Genomic DNA, 18099 nt, shown 5'->3' with positions numbered 1-18099 from the left:
ATGTTTGAACAACTGAAAGAAGACCTCAAGTATGAGATGGTTGGCTTGGGGATTCTGGCTTTGGCTGTATTCTGTATCGTCAGCCTCTTCACGGTGAACAGCAGCCCCTTGACCCTCTCCTCCGCTGGTGCCGGAGCTGTGGGCCAGTTTCTGGTCAACGCCCTTAGCATCACGGCTGGCCAGGGGAAAATCATGCTGCCCTTGTTTTTAGCATACTTCGGCATCATGGTCATGACGCAGCGGGCAAAACTGATCATCGGTCGAAAAGTCGTTGGATTGACCTTTGCCTTCATCATAGTGCTTACCTTTTTGCACTTGAGCCTTTCCTTAGAAGGGACCGATTGGCAAGCAGGTATGGACGGGAAAGGCGGCGGTATTATCGGTGCGTCCATGGCCATCCTGTTCAAAACGCTCTTTGGGGTCATCGGTACATACATTATCTTGACCACGCTCATCTTGGCCGCTGTCCTCTTTACCTTTGAAGTGTCTCTCGTTCAATTGGTGGGCACTGTCGCCGCCATCTTTTTCGAAGGTTTTCAACGGTCTCGTGCCTCTTTGGGAAAGCTGCTCTTCACCGTAGTGGAAGAAGAAGAACCCGTACCGAAGAAAGCCGTAGAAAAGAAAAGCCGTCGCAAGAAAACAGAAGAGAAAGCTCCCGTTCCAGAGGAAACGGACGAAATGCCTCTGGTCATTATCGATCACGAAAAAAATACCCCCGACTGGCTCACCCAATTGGACCTGCCTATCCCTTCCCGTTCCGGTGCTCCGGCGGAGACGATCGCCGAAGACGAGCCCTTGCAACAGAGGGAGGCGGAAAGGGAACAGACATCTCTAGATGATCGGTTGCCAGAGGAAGCTCCTTCTTTTGTCGTACTCAGCCATGATGACAACCCTACCGAATTTCCGGAAGAACCTGATTCCATGGAAGACACCTTAGTGGAAAAAATCTCCCGATCGCCTCAAGGCGTTGACGAGGCCCAAGAACAGTCGGCTGCCGGAGAAACGAGCGAGAATCAGGTGGGAAATGGGGCCCCTCACGATCCCTCTTACATGGTTGAAGAATATATGCTGCCGCCGTTAAGCCTTTTAAACCGGTCCTTGCGGGTAAAGAGCACTCGTCTCAACCAGGATATCACGGAGAATGTGCGCATTTTAGAAGAGACCTTGGAGAACTTCAATGTGCGCGTCAAAGTGACTCAGGTCAGCCGCGGACCAGCCATCACACGCTATGAAGTTTCACCAGCCCCCGGTGTAAAAGTATCGAAAATCACCAACTTAGCCGATGATATCGCCTTGTCCTTGGCTGCCGGCGCCGTACGGATCGAGGCGCCTATCCCGGGAAAAGCGGCGATCGGCATCGAAGTGCCGAACAAAGAAGTGACCCCCGTTACGTTCCGGGAAGTCTTAGAGTGTCCCGAATTCCAACAGTCTGCATCGAAGCTGACTATTGCCTTGGGCAAAGATATCGCGGGCACACCGATTATCTCGGACCTGTCCCGGATGCCCCATATGCTCATCGCTGGTGCCACCGGCGCCGGTAAGAGCGTATGCATGAACACCCTCATCAGCAGCATCCTTTTCAAGGGAAAACCGAACGAAGTGAAGTTTCTCATGATCGACCCGAAGATGGTCGAACTGACTCAATACAACGGCATTCCCCATATGATCGCCCCGGTCGTAACCGATGCTAAGAAGGCGGCCACTGCCTTAAAGTGGATCGTCAGCGAGATGGAAAACCGCTATGAACTCTTTGCCGCCTCCGGTGTGAAAGACATTACCCGCTACAATCAGTTAAAAGCCCAGGAATGCCCCGACGAACCACAGCCAGCTTTACCTTATGTAGTGGTGCTGATTGACGAATTGGCCGATCTGATGATGGTGGCCGCCGTCGATGTGGAAGACGCCATTTGCCGCCTTGCCCAGATGGCCCGAGCCGCCGGTATTCACCTGGTCGTAGCGACGCAGCGTCCTTCCGTGGATGTCATCACCGGTATTATCAAGGCGAATATTCCTTCCCGGATCGCCTTTGCCGTCTCTTCCCAAATCGATTCCCGTACGATTTTGGACCAAGCAGGGGCCGAAAAACTACTCGGCCGCGGCGACATGCTCTTCTCGCCCGTCGGGGCGAACAAACCCATCCGCATGCAAGGCTGTTACGTCTCCGATAAAGAAGTGGAAAACATCGTCGAGTTTTTAAAAAACCAAGGCTTGCCTGAGTACCAAGAAGGGGTCATTCAAGCGCAGGAGCAGACCGAGACCCATGAAGAGGAAGAAGATGAACTCTTTGTGGATGCCGTGCGCATTCTCTTAGACAGCGGACAAGCGTCTATCTCCATGCTACAGCGACGCCTGCGCGTCGGTTACGCTCGGGCCGCTCGACTGATCGACATCATGGAGCAGCGTGGTATTGTCGGCGGCTATGAAGGCAGCAAACCTCGGGAACTGCTCATCTCGCGAGCTGCCTTTGAAGCGAAATACGGAAGTGCCAAAAAGACAGGGAGCTAAACCATGGAAAAGAAAGTGGGGGACTGTGCAAGTGAACCGCCTGAAGACCTTATTTCTCTTTACGATCATCTTGAGTCTCTTGTTAAGCGGATGCCGCAGTACCCCGACCAGCCCTGTAGAAACCGATGAAGAGACCGGCGGAGGACCCGTTCCTGTTCTTGTCGGTGCCATTCTGGCGCCGGCAGACTCAGCAACAGCAACGCTCAATCCCAAAGTGACAGAGGCTGTGCGCAGCGTTAAAACACGCCTGGGTGTACATAAGCAGATCGTCACCACCAGCGATTTTCTTAGCACAGAAGAGGCTTTGCGATACTTTGGGGAAAATGAAGCCCGAGTGGTACTGATCGCTGACCCGGCCTATAAAGACATCTTACCTTTGGCGGAGCAAACCTACCCGAAGACCAAATTCCTCTCTCTCACCCCGGGAGACGTACAAACCGGCAGCAACCGACTGGCTGGTGCCTACCTTGTAGGAGCCTTGGCTGGAGCTATCTCACCGAACGGAGCCATCACTGCCCTATTTACGGCTGGTGACTCTCAGGCTGCAGCCGTGGAAAAAGCGCTGCGAACAGGGTTAGCAGAAACAAATAAGAAAGCAGTCCTGACCAGGGCCGTCACTGGCGAAAACATCCCCGTGACAGGTGATGTGCTCATTTCTACTGTCAAAGACACGTTGCCAGTGATGACAGCAAGCTTGACCGGTACCAACGTGGGGATCGCCTTAGTGAACGCCAACGAGCCAACCCCCTCCGGAATCTTTGTCGTCGAAAGCGGTTATTTGGACACTGACATCCTGCCTCAGTTGGAAAGCATTCTATCCGGGAAAGATGTAAAAAATCTCGGTAAAACCGGTTGGAACCTCTATATTGCCGGGCCGGGAACGACTCCGAGTGGACCTGCCGTAAAAAGACCCTTATCTACAGAAATAAACGAAAAAATGATGCCGCTTTTACAAAAAGTCGAACAAGGCCAGATAGACCTCGCGGGATTTTGAACTTTTTGACAGGTTATGACTATAAATGATATACTAATGTTAGAATGTCGTTAAAAAACGTAGAAAAGCGACGATATGATGCTAGTGATTTGAAAGGGAACTCATGAGGGCAAACTCGGAAATCCCCTTGTCGATCGAAAAGGTCTTAGCGGGCCAATACGGTCCGCTCATTGATGTCCGTTCGGAAGGGGAATTTGCGGAAGCGACGATTCCAGGTGCAATCAATGTACCTCTTTTTAATAATGTTGAACGAGCCCGCGTGGGCACTCTCTACCGTCAACAAGGGCCTGAACCGGCTCGTCAACTCGGTTTAGAACTGGTCAGTCCGAAACTTCCCGATATCTGTCGGCGTGTTCAAGCAGCAGCCGGAACTGGGCCGGCTGTGCTCTTCTGCTGGCGTGGCGGAATGCGCAGCAAATCGGTAGCGACTGTGCTGAACCTGATGGGGCTGGAAACGTACCGGCTCGAAGGTGGATACAAGTCTTTTCGACGTTTCGTCAATGAATACTTTGAAAAGATGGTCCCCTCCTTGCGGCTAGCTGTGCTTCACGGCAATACAGGCGTGGGCAAGACGGAGATTTTAACTGCCTTGGAGCAGCGAGGAATAGGGACGGTTGACCTTGAATCGCTGGCGGAAAACCGGGGCAGCGTCTTTGGTCACTTAGGTTACTCGTCTATACCGAGCCAGCAAACGTTTGAAGGCCGGCTTGTCATGTCGCTGGAAAAGCATCGTGACAAGCGGGGAATCGTGCTGGAGGGGGAGAGCCGTCGCATCGGTCGCGTGGTTTTGCCTCAAATCTTTTATAAGCAGATGCAAACGGGGGACCATATTCATGTATATGCGTCTCGGTCTTCCCGAGTCAAACGCCTCGTCGATATCTATGCCAAGCTGGGACAACCTCATGAATTGACGCAAGCCTTGCTTCGCTTAGAGCAACGGCTAGGTAAAAACAACGTGTACCATCTCTGCGAAGCTGTTGAGCAGGGTGCTTATGCATCTGTGGCGGAAACGTTATTGAAGGACTATTACGATCCCTTATACGGTTACCCGAACGGTCCCAGCCGCCGGTATCACCTGAGTATTGATTCAACATCGGTCGAGGAAGCTGTTGACCTGATCGAGACATATATGACGGCACGTTATCGAGTATGAGAGGAGGATTTGAGATGTCGAACCTTGGGCTTGTCCTCAAACAGGCCAGGGAACAGAAGCAGCTCAGCCTCCATCAGGTGGAGAACGAAACCAACATTCGCTTGGCTTACCTGATGGCGCTGGAAGACGGTAATTATGATGAACTGCCGGGCCGTGTGTATGGTATCGGCTTTTTGCGCAGTTATGCGAAATATCTCGGACTCGACCCGATCCCGCTCATTGCAGAGCTAAAACACGACTGGAAAGATACGGTCGAAGAAGTGCCCGCCGCAACGACAGAGGAGGAAAAAGATTTCTCCGGACCAAAGGCGAGCAACACCGTCAAATTGGCTGGTTACGGCTTAGCTGTCGCCGCTGTGGCCGGGTTGATCTTCTTGTCGGCGAACTTGCCCAAAGATAACCCCGGACCGCCGGAAAAGCCTTCGCTGCAAGCGGAAAAAGAGCCGATCAAGGAAAATACCCCACCGGCAGTTATTGATAGCAACTCTACGCAAACACCGTCCTCTTCAGCGCCTTTAGAAAGTCCTGCGAGTGGCGAGCCCCAGGCGAACCGCACCGATACAACACCTACAACCGCCACAGACGAATCAGCCTCCAAGCCGGCGGAAGCTCAACCGGCTGCATCGATCACTCCAGAGATCTCTCCGGCAAGTCAAGCGCCTGCAACTGATGGTGTGGCCGTCACGTTCCGCGTCGTTCAAGATCGCTGTTGGATGGCGGTGACCCAGGATGATGTTCCCGCCTACACGGGGACACTGTCTGTGGGAGAAACGATGACCTTTACCGGGAAAAACAAGGTCTATATCCATGCGGGAAATGCCGGTGCTGTGGAAGTCATCTACAACGGTCAAAATCTGGGTACCCTCGGTGATTTAAATAAAGTCGTCACAAAAGAGTTTGTGCGCTCGTAAAAAAACCCGGGGACCTTACCCCGGGTTTTTATAATGAATAACCTGATCAGATTCGTCAATGCGAAAGGAGTTTGGGTTTCATGGCCAAAGAAGCGTCCTTTGATATCGTATCTCAGGTGGATATGCAAGAAGTGACGAACGCTGTTCATCAAGCGTTGAAGGAAATTGAAAACCGCTTTGACTTCAAGAACAGCAAAAGTGAGATTCGCCAAGACGAAAAAGGCATCACTCTAGTTTCCGATGACGACTTTAAATTAAAAAACGTCGTCGATATTCTCGAAAGCAAGATGGTAAAACGCGGGATTTCCCTGCGTGCCCTGAAATACGGGAAAGTGGAATCAGCCGCTGGTGACACGGTCCGTCAGCAGGTGGAACTCGTCCAGGGAATCTCCAAAGAAAAAGCGAAAGAAATTACCAAACTGATCAAGGACAGCAAGATCAAAGTACAAGCCCAGGTCCAAGGCGATCAAGTTCGCGTCGTCGGCAAACAGCGCGATGATCTACAGGCTGTCATTGCACTGCTGAAAAAAGCCGATCTGGACATCGAACTGCAGTTTATCAATTTCCGTTCATAGCTTACGTAAAGTACTCGATTAATGCATCGGGAAAGCGCCCGACGATGGCATCCCGCATTTTGGCCTCCATGTCTTTGGCCGTCTCGGCGGGATATACATACTTGCCCATGCCGTATTTGCCGTATTTCATCTTACGGTCTTCCTCGACCATCGGTAAACGTGAATGGGGGAAACGATCGAGGATCACCTTTTTAGCACGGCTTGTAAAGCGGTGCTGGATCAATTCAAAAGAGACGGGATGTCGGAGGGGTTGGATGAGGTCCAACTCCTTTTTTAGTGTGTCTAAGACTTTCTCATATTCTTCGAACCATCCTGGATAGACCATGATTGGAGCGATGATAAAACCTAAGGGATAGCCGGCGCCAGCGACCTTGCGAGCCGCCTGCAGCCGTTCGTCGACAGGCGGCGTCTTGTGTTCAAACTCCTGAACCACCTTGGCACTGTTGATCGAGAAGCGAAAGCGACAGTGGTCATTATGCCTAGCTCTTAACAGAGGATCGACATGGGTGAACTTGGTGACGAACCGAAGTCGCCCTAGTTCCTGTTCGCCGAAAAACTCGATCGTCTTGTACAGCGAGCCGGTCAAGTGCTCTACGCTCAAGGGATCACCTGAGCTGGCCACCTCAAAGGTCGTTATGTGGGGGGCTTTTTCCTGGATTAACTTTTCGGCTTGTTGCAGCATTTCTTCCACATTCACATAGACGCGCAGATAAGGCCGCTGCCCTAGCGTCGTCTGCAGATAACAGTACTCACAGTGGCCGGGACAACTGGTCATCAAGGGGAACTGGTAATCTGCTGAAGGGCGGCAGCTTGGGAAGCCCATATCCCGTTTGATACCAACGACGAGGGTTCTTTTCGCTTGGGCATATTTCTGCTGGGGCGTCTCGCCGGGCAGACCAGTGACCCGATTGTGGGAAGGAATTTTTCGTGTCGGAATGGCCTTTTCCCGGCAGAACTCCATGATCTGTTGGCCCAAGGGAAAGGTTAGCGCTTCTTCCTCAAATAAAACCCGCTGAGGCAGATACAACTCCTGCAAGAGGGACACCTCCTGAGATTAGCATTCCCCGGTGGTGTCCGGTTAACAGGTAGGTTACAGGAGAGGTAGATTAACAATTAGCGAATCGGTTTAGCAGCAGTTGAGGTACATTTCGGCTAGAACGCCGTAAAGACAGTACGTGATAGCCACATAAAAAGCGGCGAGTCCCTCTGAGGTAAGAGGTTCGCCGCTCCTAATAGTAACTAAATAATAAAAGAAATGTAATGTACTGTAACTAAAGTTTAATTCCCCGATAAGGGTTAACACCATCACAGGTCAGTATGGCTGTGTACATATCGGGCCGGCGATCTCGGAAAATTCCCCAGGAGGTACGCATCCGGGCGATTTCATCAAGGTCGAAGGTGGCGGTGAGGACTGACTCTGTAAAGCGATCCGCCTCGGCGACTTTCTTCCCGCATGGGTCAGAGATAAAAGAGGAGCCATAGAAGTTAATTTCTGACTTACCGGAAGTCTCACGGCCGAGGCGGTTCGAGGCGACGACAGGGACTAAGTTAGCGGCACCATGGCCGAGCATGCACGTTTGCCAGTGGGCCATCGAATCGTAGTCAGGTTGTTCCGGTTCCGACCCGATTGCTGTCGGATAGAGAAGGATTTCGGCGCCCATGAGGGCCATGCAGCGGGCCGCCTCTGGGAACCATTGGTCCCAGCAGATCCCCACACCGATCTTTCCGTACCGCGTCTCCCAGACTTTAAAGCCCGTATCGCCGGGATTGAAATAGAACTTCTCTTCGTAGCCGGGACCATCAGGGATATGAGTCTTACGGTAAACACCCAAAATGGTGCCATCGGCATCGATCATGGCGACCGAGTTGTAGCGGGCGTTGTTTTTCTTTTCGAAGAAGCTGATCGGCAGAACCACGCCCAGTTCCCGGGCTACGTTTTGAAAGTGAAGCACGGCCGGGTTCTTTTCGGTCTCTTTGGCCAGATCATAATATTCGGGCAGTTCTGTCTGGCAGAAATAAGGTGCCTCAAAAAGCTCCTGTAGCAGGATGACCTGTGCCCCTTGGGCCGCCGCTTGACGGACTAAGTTCTCCGCTTTTTTTATGTTATCTTCTACATCCCAGGTGCAGCTCATTTGAGTGGCCGCAAGGGTTACTTTACGCAATGGGTACACCTCATCCCATCATTGATATAGGAAAATAAGACTTTTGCAGAACATTTTTAACGGGGCATTTGTTGGGTCGCACAGTGTACGTTGCCGCCGCCCATCAAGATATAGCGGCTGTTTACTTTATAGATCTCTCGATTCGGAAAGACCTTGGCCAGTGTTTCTGCGGCTTTCGCATCTGTTTCGGCGCTTTCTCCGCCGAATACAGGAAGGATGATCCCCCCGTTGACGAAATAGAAGTTGATATAACTGGCAGCCATGCGATCTCCGTGATGGTATAAGGCAGGAGGCTGTTCGATTGGAATAATCTCAAACTTTCGACCTTGTGCATCAGTGGATTGCCGGAGAATCTCCAAGTTTTCCTGATTGGTGGCATAGTTGGGATCGTCAGGGTCATTACAAACCTGGATGAGCACGACGCCAGGGCGAGCAAAACAAGCGACATTATCTACATGGCCGTCTGTATGATCGCCATAGAGACCGGTTTTCAGCCAGATGACTTTTTCGACGCCTAAATACTTCTTAAGTTCACCCTCCAGGTCGGAACGGCTCATATGGGGGTTGCGGTTTGGATTTAATAGACATTCTTCTGTCGTCAACATGGTACCTTCACCATCGACGTGAATCGATCCACCTTCCATGATGAAAGGGGCGTTGAAGCGGCGAACACCGAGATGATCTAATATTTGTGGCGCCACCAGGTTGTCTTTTTCCCAGGAGAATTTGCCGCCCCAGGCGTTAAACTGCCAGTTGATACCGGCGACACCGCCTTGCCCGTCGATGACAAAAGTGGGGCCGTTGTCACGAATCCAGGAATCGTCATAGTCGAGAGGCATTATATCGACAGCGGGATCGCAAAGTTTGGCCGCATCATTGACCAACTCAGGCCGGACGATCAAAGTCACTGGTTCAAACGTAGCGATGGCATTGGCCACTTCGGCATAAGCCTTCCGCACATGTTCCAGTTCGTCAGGCCAGGTCTCTTCGCAAACTGGCCAAGTAATGAAGGTGCGGGCATGAGGTGCCCACTCTGGCGGCATACGAAATCCGAAATCCTTCGGGAAATCCATGGAATCTTCTCCTTCATTCGCTGAATTTTTCCGACTTATTATAGCATGAAGCTAGTCCTATCGCATTGTTAAAAGAGCCGACCTGAAAAAATCAAAAAGCTTCTGTCGAAGTCAGACATTAGGTTGCTCTGATAAAGTTCATAGATGATATATTTCCACTCCAGACCGTTCCAGATGCCCATCTAGCCGAACAAGGCGAAATACCCAAAGCTGTCGGAACGTTCCAAAAGAATCCAAAAGCCCCGAGTCAAAAAGGGGAATATGGGGGCTTCGGAGAATTCCTCATAGATTACCAGAATTTCGCGAGCAATCGCAACACTTTCTCACGTATCATAACTTATCACGCTAACCTTTGAACTTTTTGAGCCCAGATAGATTTTACATCATTTCTGTACAGAGACAAGCCATCCGAGCAAAAAGGGGGAGAGCCAATGAGTGGCCGTTCTGTTCATGCCTTATTGCTGACATTGGTGTTGTCTGTCCTTGTTTGGTCCGGTGTTCAGCCACAGGATCGATTCACCTGGGTCTTGGAAGTTCTGCCGGCCATGATCGGTGTGGTTGTTCTCGCTGTGACCTACCGCCATTTTCAATTCTCCACGTTCTGTTATTGCCTGATCGCGGTCCACATGATCATCCTTATGGTGGGAGGTCACTACACGTATGCCAAGGTTCCCCTCTTCGACTGGATCCGAGATAGTTTGGAATTGAGCCGGAACCACTATGACCGGCTAGGCCACTTTGCCCAAGGTTTTATCCCAGCCATCATCGCCCGGGAGATCCTTTTGCGTCTGTCACCGCTGCAGCGGGGAAAGCTGCTAAACCTGCTCATGATCTCCGTCTGCCTGGCTATCAGTGCATTCTATGAACTTATTGAATGGTGGATCGCTTTGGCGACAGGAACTGCTGCCGAGGCTTTTTTAGGGACTCAGGGAGATGTATGGGATACGCAGTGGGATATGGCCCTAGCCTTGCTCGGAGCGCTTTTGTCCACACTGCTGTTGGGAAGGGTCCATGACCGGTCTATGGAGCGGCTGCAGGCAAATGACGGTTAACCGAATGTTATGAAAGAGCCGCCCTAGGACAACTCTTTTTATGTAAAGGAAGAAAGAAAAAAAGCCCGCCGGTTAAGGCGAGCTTTTTTGTTAGCTAAGAGATTACCAACGGTTGCGGGGTTGGGGCTGGAAGCAGTCGCGGCAGTATACGGGCTTATCGCCACGGGGTTGGAAAGGAACTGTAGTTTCTTTGCCGCAAGCGGAGCAAGTGACAGGGTACATTTCCCGCTCTTGACGATAACCGCCGCCACGGTTGTTGTTATTTTGGGCTTTCCGAGCAGCCCGGCACTGAGGGCAACGGCCAGGTTCGTTGGTGAAGCCTTTTTCTGCGTAGAATTCTTGTTCGGAAGCGGTGAATTCGAACTCACAGCCACATTCTTTACATGTTAACACTTTGTCTTGAAACATAAAAAAACCTCCTCATAATTCGCCCTGTTTAGGGATATCCGTCAAACCTCCCTAGCCAAAGGCGATCGAGAAGATAGCGTTTCACCACATCAGGACTATATACACAGTATACACGGCCAATCCGTTTTTGGCAAGGGATAGCAAAATCATTTCTCAAGTTTGTTGTAGATCATCATTAAGACGATGCGATTTCCGAAGCCACAATCTCGTTTAAAGCATTTTCAATAAAATCATAGCTGATGATGCAATCAATGCCTAAGCTCTTTAACTTTTCCTGAGGTCCGTCGCCGATCCTCGTGACCAGTACGATCCGGCAATCGGTTAACGATTCTACCGAGGTCTTTGCCGTCGGAGGAGGCGCCCCGTCACAGGAGCAATGGGGAACGACAGATCTTTTTTCCAAAAAGCGAAAACCTTGACGGTCGACCTCGAAAATCAGAAATTCCCGAGTATGCCCAAAGTGTTGGTTGACTAACTTCCCATCGCTGCTGGCAACGGCGACTTTAATGGCCATGGTTCATTCTCCCTTCGGAAATAAAATATGTAGTCGATTTTCAGAGAACTGCTTAACCCTTGTCTGTCTATACTAGGAAAAATGGTGCTTAAAACAAAAAAGAGTTCAAACCTCAACCTGGAGGTAAAACTCTTTCTCACTCAGCATGTAACTTTGGTGGGCGATAACGGAATCGAACCGCTGACCTCTTGCATGTCAAGCAAGCGCTCTAACCATCTGAGCTAATCGCCCAAGGAAATGGTGCGCCCGGCAAGAATCGAACTTGTGCACCTGGTTCCGGAGACCAGTGCTCTATCCACTGAGCTACGGGCGCTTGATTGAACTCGGAATAAAATTTAATTTATCAAAGAATCTTAAGAAAGTCAACCCTGTGAATACTGAGCCGGTTAGAGAGCAATGTCTAATCATGCGAGTTTTTTGACTTCTATTATTAGGAAAGTGATCGATGGGTGGGCCTCCGGTCTCAGAGGCCCATTTTTCGAACTCCATTAAATTTTTGGGTACATAGGGCTAGTCCTGTCCCTGAACATCATTAATCCCGAACCGGAAAAAATGATTTTTCAGGTGCGATACGGTACCTTCGGGGACGCCGAACTCCTGGGCCATCTCCATGTCAGACTTGTCTTTGGCGATACCTTCCACAAATTTATCAAAGTCAATTCCCATCTCATGAGTCAAATCTACGAGACTTTCCCGCATTCCCCAAGGTGCGCCTCGCGTCGAAAATTGGGATGTCTCTTGAACTCCCAGTTCACGAGGACGGACACCCTTTTCAGTGACGTGACCGTATAAGTCTGAACGTCCATCCAGAGCCACCCGAGTCGCGCTTCCTAAATCTTCCGGGACGAACTTATCCGGCAGCGGTCGTTGGTCGCCTCTTCCTTGTGATCCACCCACGTCGATTCCTCCCTTTACCGATTCCTCATCTGTAGTATGCAGCCTTGCTGCGATGCCTATGCCGAAGCAAAAATAAATGAAAAATTTGGCGAAAAAAGAAGGAAAATGCGATTTGAGGTAATATATACGTTTAAATAAAGTAGAAAAAAGTCGAATGGGAAGAGTAAGTGAGGGAGTAATATGCCAAAGTTTAATCCAGAAAAATTTATCAGTCCTGGTACGGCTCATCGTTGTTTTGGGATTGAACCGGAAGTTTTAAAACAACTGGTTGTCGACGGTGTGATTCGCGGAGAAGTTTCAAAGAGCCGTGTTCGTGTCACTGAGGAAGATTTGATTGAAGCCATTGAAAGTGGTACCGTAAACCAATCGTCTCGGTTTTTAGGGATGTATGACGGTAAACTAAAAGAAGTCGCACCCGGCGTGTACCGAACTGTTGTGTAGGTACTGCGAAGTACATAGCCGCAATATTTAAGAAACGAAAAAAGAGCACCCCTGTAACGAAAGGGTGCTCTTTTGCATGGTCAGGACAAATTGACGGGAAAGATTCGCCATATCTTTTTCCGTCCTTACCGGGGAAAGCTAAGCGCAGAAAATCTTAGAAAGGGCTGGTGACAGTCAGCGTGCGCTTTGACATCATCGTAGTGGGTTCCGGGGCCGCCGGTTTGGCCACCGCCATTCAACTGGCCCGTTACAATCATTCTGTCTTGGTCTTTGACGGGGGAGATGGACGAACATCCTGGGTACCCAAATATCATAACTACCTTGGTTTTCCCCAAGGCATTTCCGGCAAGGAAATGTTGCGCCTCGGTCGAGAGCAGGCCCAGAACTACGGCGCCGAGATCGTGAAAAGCCAAGTCCTAAAAGCTGAGAAAAAAGATAACGAGGAATTTGTCGTCACTACCAGCAGTGCCGAATATACCAGTCGGCGTTTGGTCTTAGCTACAGGATTGGAAGACAATCAACCGGACATCTCCAACAAGTTTGATTTTGCTGGCCGGACTCTTCATTACTGTCTCGATTGCAACGGCTACGAATTCATCGGGCAAAAATCCGCCGTCTTAGGTCATTCCAAAAAGACCATTTACAACGCCTTGGAACTGCTCAACTATACCCATCAGGTCTGTATCGTCACCAATGGTCAAACCTTAGACGGTTACGATGAATTTAGAGATCTACTTACGGAAAATCACATTGACGTGCTCACTGAACCGGTTGAACGGTTTGTCGGTAAAGCCGGTGAAAAAGGGCGCCTGCAAGCTCTCCGTTTTACTGATGGTTCGGTCCGAGAAGTCGATGTGGCATTGTCCACCTATGGGGTCAAAGCAAACAATCAGTTGGCTCAGTCACTGAACGTGGAATGCAATGACAAGGGCCATGTCATCGTCAATGAACAGATGGAGACAAGTGTTCCCCATGTTTATGCCGCCGGAGACATCATCAATAAAACACAGATGCTCGTCTTCGCTACCTGCGAAGGGATCCGGGCAGCTATGTCCATCCACCGTTCCCTGGTTGTGAAGCGGCAACCGTCTACATCATGACAGCACTGGCGATGATACCAAGGCCGATGTATAGACAGAGCACCAGGACACCGACAGCGCGGTTGTCTTGCTTGAGTTGCTGTTGGATTTTCACCGTCGGGGTTAAAACATCAAAGAGGTAATAGCCTACCAAAAGAAAGACGATGCCGAACAGTCCCCAACCTAAGCTTTGGCCTGCGCTATCATTGCGGGTGATCGCTTGGTAGATCACCAGCGATAGAGCGATCAGTCTGCCGCCGTTGGCGAGAGCTACGGCGACATTACCCTTGGCGATCTCTAAACTAGTACGGTAGGCTGGGTGCAACAGTTCAAAAAGCCGTTGGATCAATAGCATGGCGAGTGCGCCAGCAACAAAGGTGATTGCAGGAACGACGAGCGGGTGAGCCCACATTTTACCGGATCCTCCTCAAGGGATACTTTGAGAACATTCGTGGCGATGATAAGCCACACTAAAGGTAACTCTTTTCGACATCTCTTCGCCGTTCCCTTCGCGTCTTGAGGCAAAAACAAAGACATGACCATAAAAAGTGACTAAAAAATAGACGGGATTAAGTTCGGAATTAAGGGTTGAAATAGAGGTGGCATTCCGCGTCAGGAGCGCCACCTTCGAATACCTTCCATAAATCTATAAAAATTACTGCATTTCAACTTGCTCGAATTTGTCTGTAGGAGCGTACCGTTCCATCTGCCTGCGGTACTCTTGTTGCAGCCCTTTGAGTCCGTTAAAAACGGCTTTTTCCCCGTAAAGCCAGCGCAACATCCCGGGCACTTCTGATTTAATGGTTTCCACACAGATCGGGTTTCCGTTCGCCTGGAGTCGCTGAAGCTGACGAAAGACAGCAGCTCTAATCTCTTCCGGTGTGCTTCCCCAACGGATTCGTTTATTCGGGTTCCAGTTTAATGTCACTGGGTAGGGCGGCTTGTTCGGAGCCAGCGAATCGGTACTTTGATTTTCTAAGCGGGCAATACGGTACCGAAGGCTCTCCGCTTCTTTTTCAAAACGCTGTAGAGATTCTGTAAGAATGTCTGTCAACAAATCTAGCGTTTGTTCTGTCGCTTGGCGATATTGGCGATATTGATCATCCATACGATCAAGAATGAGCGTTTTTAAAATGGGGGAAGACTCCAATCGGGAAACCAGATCATCTACGTGAAATTCCTCTAACGTGCCAGGAGACTTATACTCCTTGCCTGATAAATCGGCTGGTGTAATCATGGCACCAACAAGGCCGCGTCTTCCTTTTTTATGATGAACACCGCTAGCCGCTGCTTTTTTCTCTCGTATTTCTGTCGTATACAACTCACGAATTTCGTCGGTCATGGTTTCTCCCTTTCCTCTCTTCTTGCTACATACTATAACCGTTTATCGAAAAAACATTAGCGTTTATCGGCGATATAGTTGTGATCAATGACATTTAACAGAATAGATTAAATTTTCAGAAAAATACTCTTTACTTTCCCGTCGAATCGATTATAATAAAGTTCAAACCCGTAACAACAAATGAAAGAGAATAAAATCAGGATAGACGAGAAAAAATTGGGTTGAGAGATGAATTGGGGCAGGAGGTTTGATGGCCATGAAAGTCGAAAAAATTACTGAGGAACGGATTCAAATCCTTGTCTCAGCGGAGGACCTAACGACCCATAATATTGGGATCAAAGATCTTTGGCAGTATACTGCACAAGCTCAAGGTTTTCTGGCAGGTGTCCTTCAAAATGCCATGGAAGAGGGGACCCTTACCGACTCTTCACTCCGGCTCACCGTCGAAGCCCTCGGGTTGGTTCCAGAAGGGGTAGTGCTCATTCTTAAGCGACAACAGGAGGCACCCGCAATTCCTGAACTAAAAACAGAAGGTACAAAACCTATTGAAAAAATAGAGATGCCCGTGGAAGAACGGGATGAAGTAGTCTATGTATTCGGATGTTTCGAAGATGTATTATCAGCCTGTTGCAGGTTAGTCAGTTTAGGGGTGAAGGATGGCAGTCTGTTCCGTTATGACGATTCGCTCTACATGATTCTTTCCACAAAGGAACTGCAGTCAAAGAAAGCTTTTGCCATGTTAAGCGAATACGCAGAACGGAGCTCTTACTCACCTTTATTTTTCTCCGAATATGGCTCGGTCATACGTCAGCACGATGCACCCCGGTTTATTGTGAAGACTTTTCATCAGAAAAAGGAATGTTGTGTCGACGTTCGATAAAAATTAAAAAGAACCTCTTGTCAGTGGCTGTCCTCAAGCATATAATTGAACTTGAGTTAAGCAGTCACGATGATGTGACAAATATGAGGCAAAGGCGCCTTCAGTTATTGCGGAAAATTTTTTCGCGATGCATGAAGGCGTTTTTTATTTGTCCAAACTATTACGAGCAAATATGGGAGGTTGTGTTCATGGGTTATACCAAAGAAGACGTCCTGCGCATGTGCCGAGAAATGGACGTCAAGTTCATTCGTCTTCAGTTCACCGATATCTTCGGCGTATTGAAAAACGTTGCTATCCCCGTTGAACAAGTCGAAAAAGCCCTTGACGGCGAATTGATGTTTGACGGCTCCTCGATCGACGGTTTCGTCCGCATCGAAGAATCCGATATGTACCTCCGTCCCGATCCGAACACCTTCGTTGTATTCCCCTGGCGTCCCCAAGACGGCGCTGTTGCCCGTCTGATCTGTGACGTTTACAATCCCGATGGAACTCCTTTCATCGGTGACCCTCGGAATGTACTTAAGTCCGTTCTCGCCGAAGCTGCTGAAATGGGCTACACCATGAACGTCGGTCCTGAACTGGAATTCTTCCTCTTCCTGACCGATTCTGAAGGTAAACCGACCACCATCACTCATGACAAAGCCGGTTACTTCGACATGACCCCCATCGACCTCGGCGAAAACGCCCGTCGCGACATGGTTCTGACCCTCGAGCAAATGGGCTTTGAAATCGAAGCTTCCCACCACGAAGTGGCTGCGGGTCAGCACGAAATCGACTTCAAATACTCCGATGCTCTCGACGTTGCTGACAAAATTGTCACCTTCAAGTTTGTCGTTCGGACCATCGCTCAGCGTCATGGTCTCCATGCTACCTTCATGCCGAAACCGATCTTCGGTATCAACGGTTCCGGTATGCACACCAACATGTCCCTGTTCAAAGACGGCACAAACGCTTTCTATGATCCCAGCACCCCTGATCAACTGAGCGAAACTGCCAAATACTATATCGGTGGTCTGCTGAAGAACGTTCGTTCCTTCGCTGCTGTCACCAACCCCACCGTCAACTCCTACAAGCGTCTGGTCCCCGGCTACGAAGCTCCTTGCTACGTCGCTTGGTCCTGCCGCAACCGCAGCCCCTTGATCCGAATTCCTGCCAAACGTGGCGCTTCCACCCGGGTCGAACTGCGCAGCCCCGATCCGTCCTGCAACCCCTACCTGGCTCTGGCTGTCTGCCTCAAAGCCGGTCTGGACGGCATCAAAAACAAAATCACTCCTCCCGCTCCTGTGGATGAAAACATCTACCACATGGATGCTGCTCGTCGGGCCGAATTCGGCATCGCCAGCCTGCCCTCCAACCTGGCTGAAGCTGTTGACGAACTCGAAAAGAACGAAGTTGTCAAAGCAGCTCTTGGTCCCCACGTTGCAGAGCGCTTCGTAGAAGCCAAACGGGACGAATGGGATTCCTTCCGTATCTCCGTCCATCCTTGGGAAGTCGACGAGTACCTCGTCAAGTACTAATCCTTCGACGGATTGGTTCTTACCCGTTGCTTATCAGCAGGTCTTTCTCCTCTGGGGAAAGACCTGCTTTATTTATGAACAACGAAAAAAATATACGATTGGAAAAAAATGATGGTTGATTTGGCGTTGCAATTGTGCCATAATAGCAAACGTCGCCGATACGAAACGGCAGAAAACGACAAAAAGCTACAAGCTTGTGTCGAATCTGGTCCTTGAAAATCAAACAGTTGTAAGCAAAAGCGTGCGAAACCAAAGTCAATTCAGCCCGTGCACACGGGAAGGATGGATAACTTCTTTAATCAAGAAGAGCTTGACTCAAGCTTATCTACATTTTTGTGGAGAGTTTGATCCTGGCTCAGGACGAACGCTGGCGGCATGCCTAACACATGCAAGTCGAACGGAGCACGGATACTTCGGTGGAAGTGCTTAGTGGCGGACGGGTGAGTAACGCGTGGATAACCTGCCTGAGAGTGGGGGATAACAGCCCGAAAGGGCTGCTAATACCGCATAATGTTGTCTGGGGACATCCCCGGACAACCAAAGGAGCAATCCGCTCTTGGATGGGTCCGCGTCCGATTAGCTAGTTGGTGAGGTAA

At 49.9% G+C, this 18099-nt stretch carries 18 protein-coding genes, 2 tRNA genes and 1 rRNA gene; 11 read left to right on the top strand and 10 right to left on the bottom strand.

Going from position 1 to position 18099, the window contains the following annotated elements:
• The 5 genes from H1S01_RS22065 to H1S01_RS16140 all read left to right on the top strand — a co-directional run bounded on the left by H1S01_RS22065 (position 1) and on the right by H1S01_RS16140 (position 6138).
• On the top strand, positions 1-2505 hold the full coding sequence (locus tag H1S01_RS22065) for an FtsK/SpoIIIE family DNA translocase (protein ID WP_279287029.1): 2505 nt from the start codon (positions 1-3) through the stop codon (positions 2503-2505).
• Between the two features lie 31 nt (positions 2506-2536).
• Entirely contained in the window at positions 2537-3499 is a 963-nt protein-coding gene (locus H1S01_RS16155) for a type 1 periplasmic-binding domain-containing protein (protein WP_188041449.1), read from the top strand.
• Between the two features lie 103 nt (positions 3500-3602).
• A complete protein-coding gene (mnmH, locus tag H1S01_RS16150; RefSeq protein ID WP_188041448.1) occupies positions 3603-4652 on the top strand; it encodes a tRNA 2-selenouridine(34) synthase MnmH in 1050 nt (349 codons plus the stop codon).
• 14 nt (positions 4653-4666) lie between these two features.
• Entirely contained in the window at positions 4667-5563 is an 897-nt protein-coding gene (locus H1S01_RS16145) for a helix-turn-helix domain-containing protein (RefSeq protein WP_188041447.1), read from the top strand.
• 80 nt (positions 5564-5643) lie between these two features.
• A complete protein-coding gene (locus tag H1S01_RS16140; protein WP_188041446.1) occupies positions 5644-6138 on the top strand; it encodes a YajQ family cyclic di-GMP-binding protein in 495 nt (164 codons plus the stop codon).
• Position 6139: 1 nt separating this feature from the next.
• On the opposite strand, the gene splB is transcribed toward H1S01_RS16140, so the two are convergent.
• The 3 genes from splB to aguA all read right to left on the bottom strand — a co-directional run bounded on the left by splB (position 6140) and on the right by aguA (position 9373).
• Complete coding sequence (splB, locus tag H1S01_RS16135) at positions 6140-7183, bottom strand: spore photoproduct lyase (protein ID WP_188041445.1); 1044 nt, start codon at positions 7181-7183, stop codon at positions 6140-6142.
• Between the two features lie 226 nt (positions 7184-7409).
• Entirely contained in the window at positions 7410-8300 is an 891-nt protein-coding gene (gene aguB, locus H1S01_RS16130; RefSeq protein ID WP_188041444.1) for an N-carbamoylputrescine amidase, read from the bottom strand.
• Between the two features lie 56 nt (positions 8301-8356).
• Positions 8357-9373, bottom strand: coding sequence for an agmatine deiminase (gene aguA, locus H1S01_RS16125; RefSeq protein ID WP_188041443.1), 1017 nt, complete (start codon positions 9371-9373; stop codon positions 8357-8359).
• A 431-nt stretch (positions 9374-9804) separates the two neighbouring features.
• On the opposite strand from aguA, the gene H1S01_RS16120 reads away from it, so the two are divergent.
• Positions 9805-10425 (top strand): DUF2238 domain-containing protein, encoded by a 621-nt coding sequence (locus tag H1S01_RS16120; RefSeq protein WP_188041442.1) that lies wholly within the window; start codon positions 9805-9807, stop codon positions 10423-10425.
• 102 nt (positions 10426-10527) lie between these two features.
• On the opposite strand, the gene H1S01_RS16115 is transcribed toward H1S01_RS16120, so the two are convergent.
• From H1S01_RS16115 to H1S01_RS21650, 5 genes are all read right to left on the bottom strand, one after another.
• On the bottom strand, positions 10528-10833 hold the full coding sequence (locus tag H1S01_RS16115) for a zinc-ribbon domain containing protein (RefSeq protein ID WP_155477583.1): 306 nt from the start codon (positions 10831-10833) through the stop codon (positions 10528-10530).
• Between the two features lie 175 nt (positions 10834-11008).
• Positions 11009-11347, bottom strand: a complete 339-nt coding sequence (locus H1S01_RS16110) for a NifB/NifX family molybdenum-iron cluster-binding protein (protein ID WP_188041441.1) — start codon at positions 11345-11347, stop codon at positions 11009-11011.
• A gap of 154 nt (positions 11348-11501) precedes the next feature.
• Positions 11502-11578 (bottom strand) — tRNA-Val (locus tag H1S01_RS16105).
• 7 nt (positions 11579-11585) lie between these two features.
• Positions 11586-11660, bottom strand: a tRNA-Arg gene (locus H1S01_RS16100).
• A 197-nt stretch (positions 11661-11857) separates the two neighbouring features.
• Positions 11858-12244: a hypothetical protein gene (locus H1S01_RS21650; protein ID WP_243237386.1), complete on the bottom strand. Its 387-nt coding sequence runs from the start codon at positions 12242-12244 to the stop codon at positions 11858-11860.
• A gap of 180 nt (positions 12245-12424) precedes the next feature.
• Between H1S01_RS21650 and H1S01_RS16090 the strand changes: the two genes are divergently transcribed.
• Together H1S01_RS16090 and H1S01_RS16085 are read left to right on the top strand one after the other, a co-directional pair.
• The gene (locus H1S01_RS16090) at positions 12425-12685 is read left to right on the top strand and encodes a hypothetical protein (RefSeq protein WP_188041440.1); all 261 of its coding nucleotides are present in this window, start codon (positions 12425-12427) and stop codon (positions 12683-12685) included.
• A 167-nt stretch (positions 12686-12852) separates the two neighbouring features.
• The gene (locus tag H1S01_RS16085) at positions 12853-13785 is read left to right on the top strand and encodes an FAD-dependent oxidoreductase (RefSeq protein ID WP_188041439.1); all 933 of its coding nucleotides are present in this window, start codon (positions 12853-12855) and stop codon (positions 13783-13785) included.
• Here the strand turns inward: H1S01_RS16085 and H1S01_RS16080 are convergent.
• Positions 13775-14176 (bottom strand): DUF350 domain-containing protein, encoded by a 402-nt coding sequence (locus tag H1S01_RS16080; RefSeq protein WP_188041438.1) that lies wholly within the window; start codon positions 14174-14176, stop codon positions 13775-13777. The genes H1S01_RS16085 and H1S01_RS16080 overlap by 11 nt on opposite strands.
• A gap of 243 nt (positions 14177-14419) precedes the next feature.
• The gene (locus H1S01_RS16075) at positions 14420-15106 is read right to left on the bottom strand and encodes a hypothetical protein (protein ID WP_188041437.1); all 687 of its coding nucleotides are present in this window, start codon (positions 15104-15106) and stop codon (positions 14420-14422) included.
• A gap of 256 nt (positions 15107-15362) precedes the next feature.
• Between H1S01_RS16075 and H1S01_RS16070 the strand changes: the two genes are divergently transcribed.
• From H1S01_RS16070 to H1S01_RS16060, 3 genes are all read left to right on the top strand, one after another.
• Positions 15363-15986 carry an adaptor protein MecA gene (locus H1S01_RS16070; protein ID WP_188041436.1) on the top strand — a complete coding sequence of 208 codons (624 nt, stop codon included), beginning with the start codon at positions 15363-15365 and terminating at the stop codon, positions 15984-15986.
• Positions 15987-16174: 188 nt separating this feature from the next.
• Positions 16175-17503 carry a type I glutamate--ammonia ligase gene (glnA, locus tag H1S01_RS16065; protein WP_188041435.1) on the top strand — a complete coding sequence of 443 codons (1329 nt, stop codon included), beginning with the start codon at positions 16175-16177 and terminating at the stop codon, positions 17501-17503.
• Between the two features lie 332 nt (positions 17504-17835).
• Positions 17836-18099: ribosomal RNA gene (locus H1S01_RS16060) — 16S ribosomal RNA — on the top strand; the annotation flags it as partial.

This window comes from Heliobacterium chlorum (assembly GCF_014502795.1).
GTDB lineage: Bacteria > Bacillota > Desulfitobacteriia > Heliobacteriales > Heliobacteriaceae > Heliobacterium > Heliobacterium chlorum.
The sequence above is the reverse complement of the archived record's forward strand: the minus strand, read 5'-3'. Positions and strand labels throughout refer to the sequence as shown.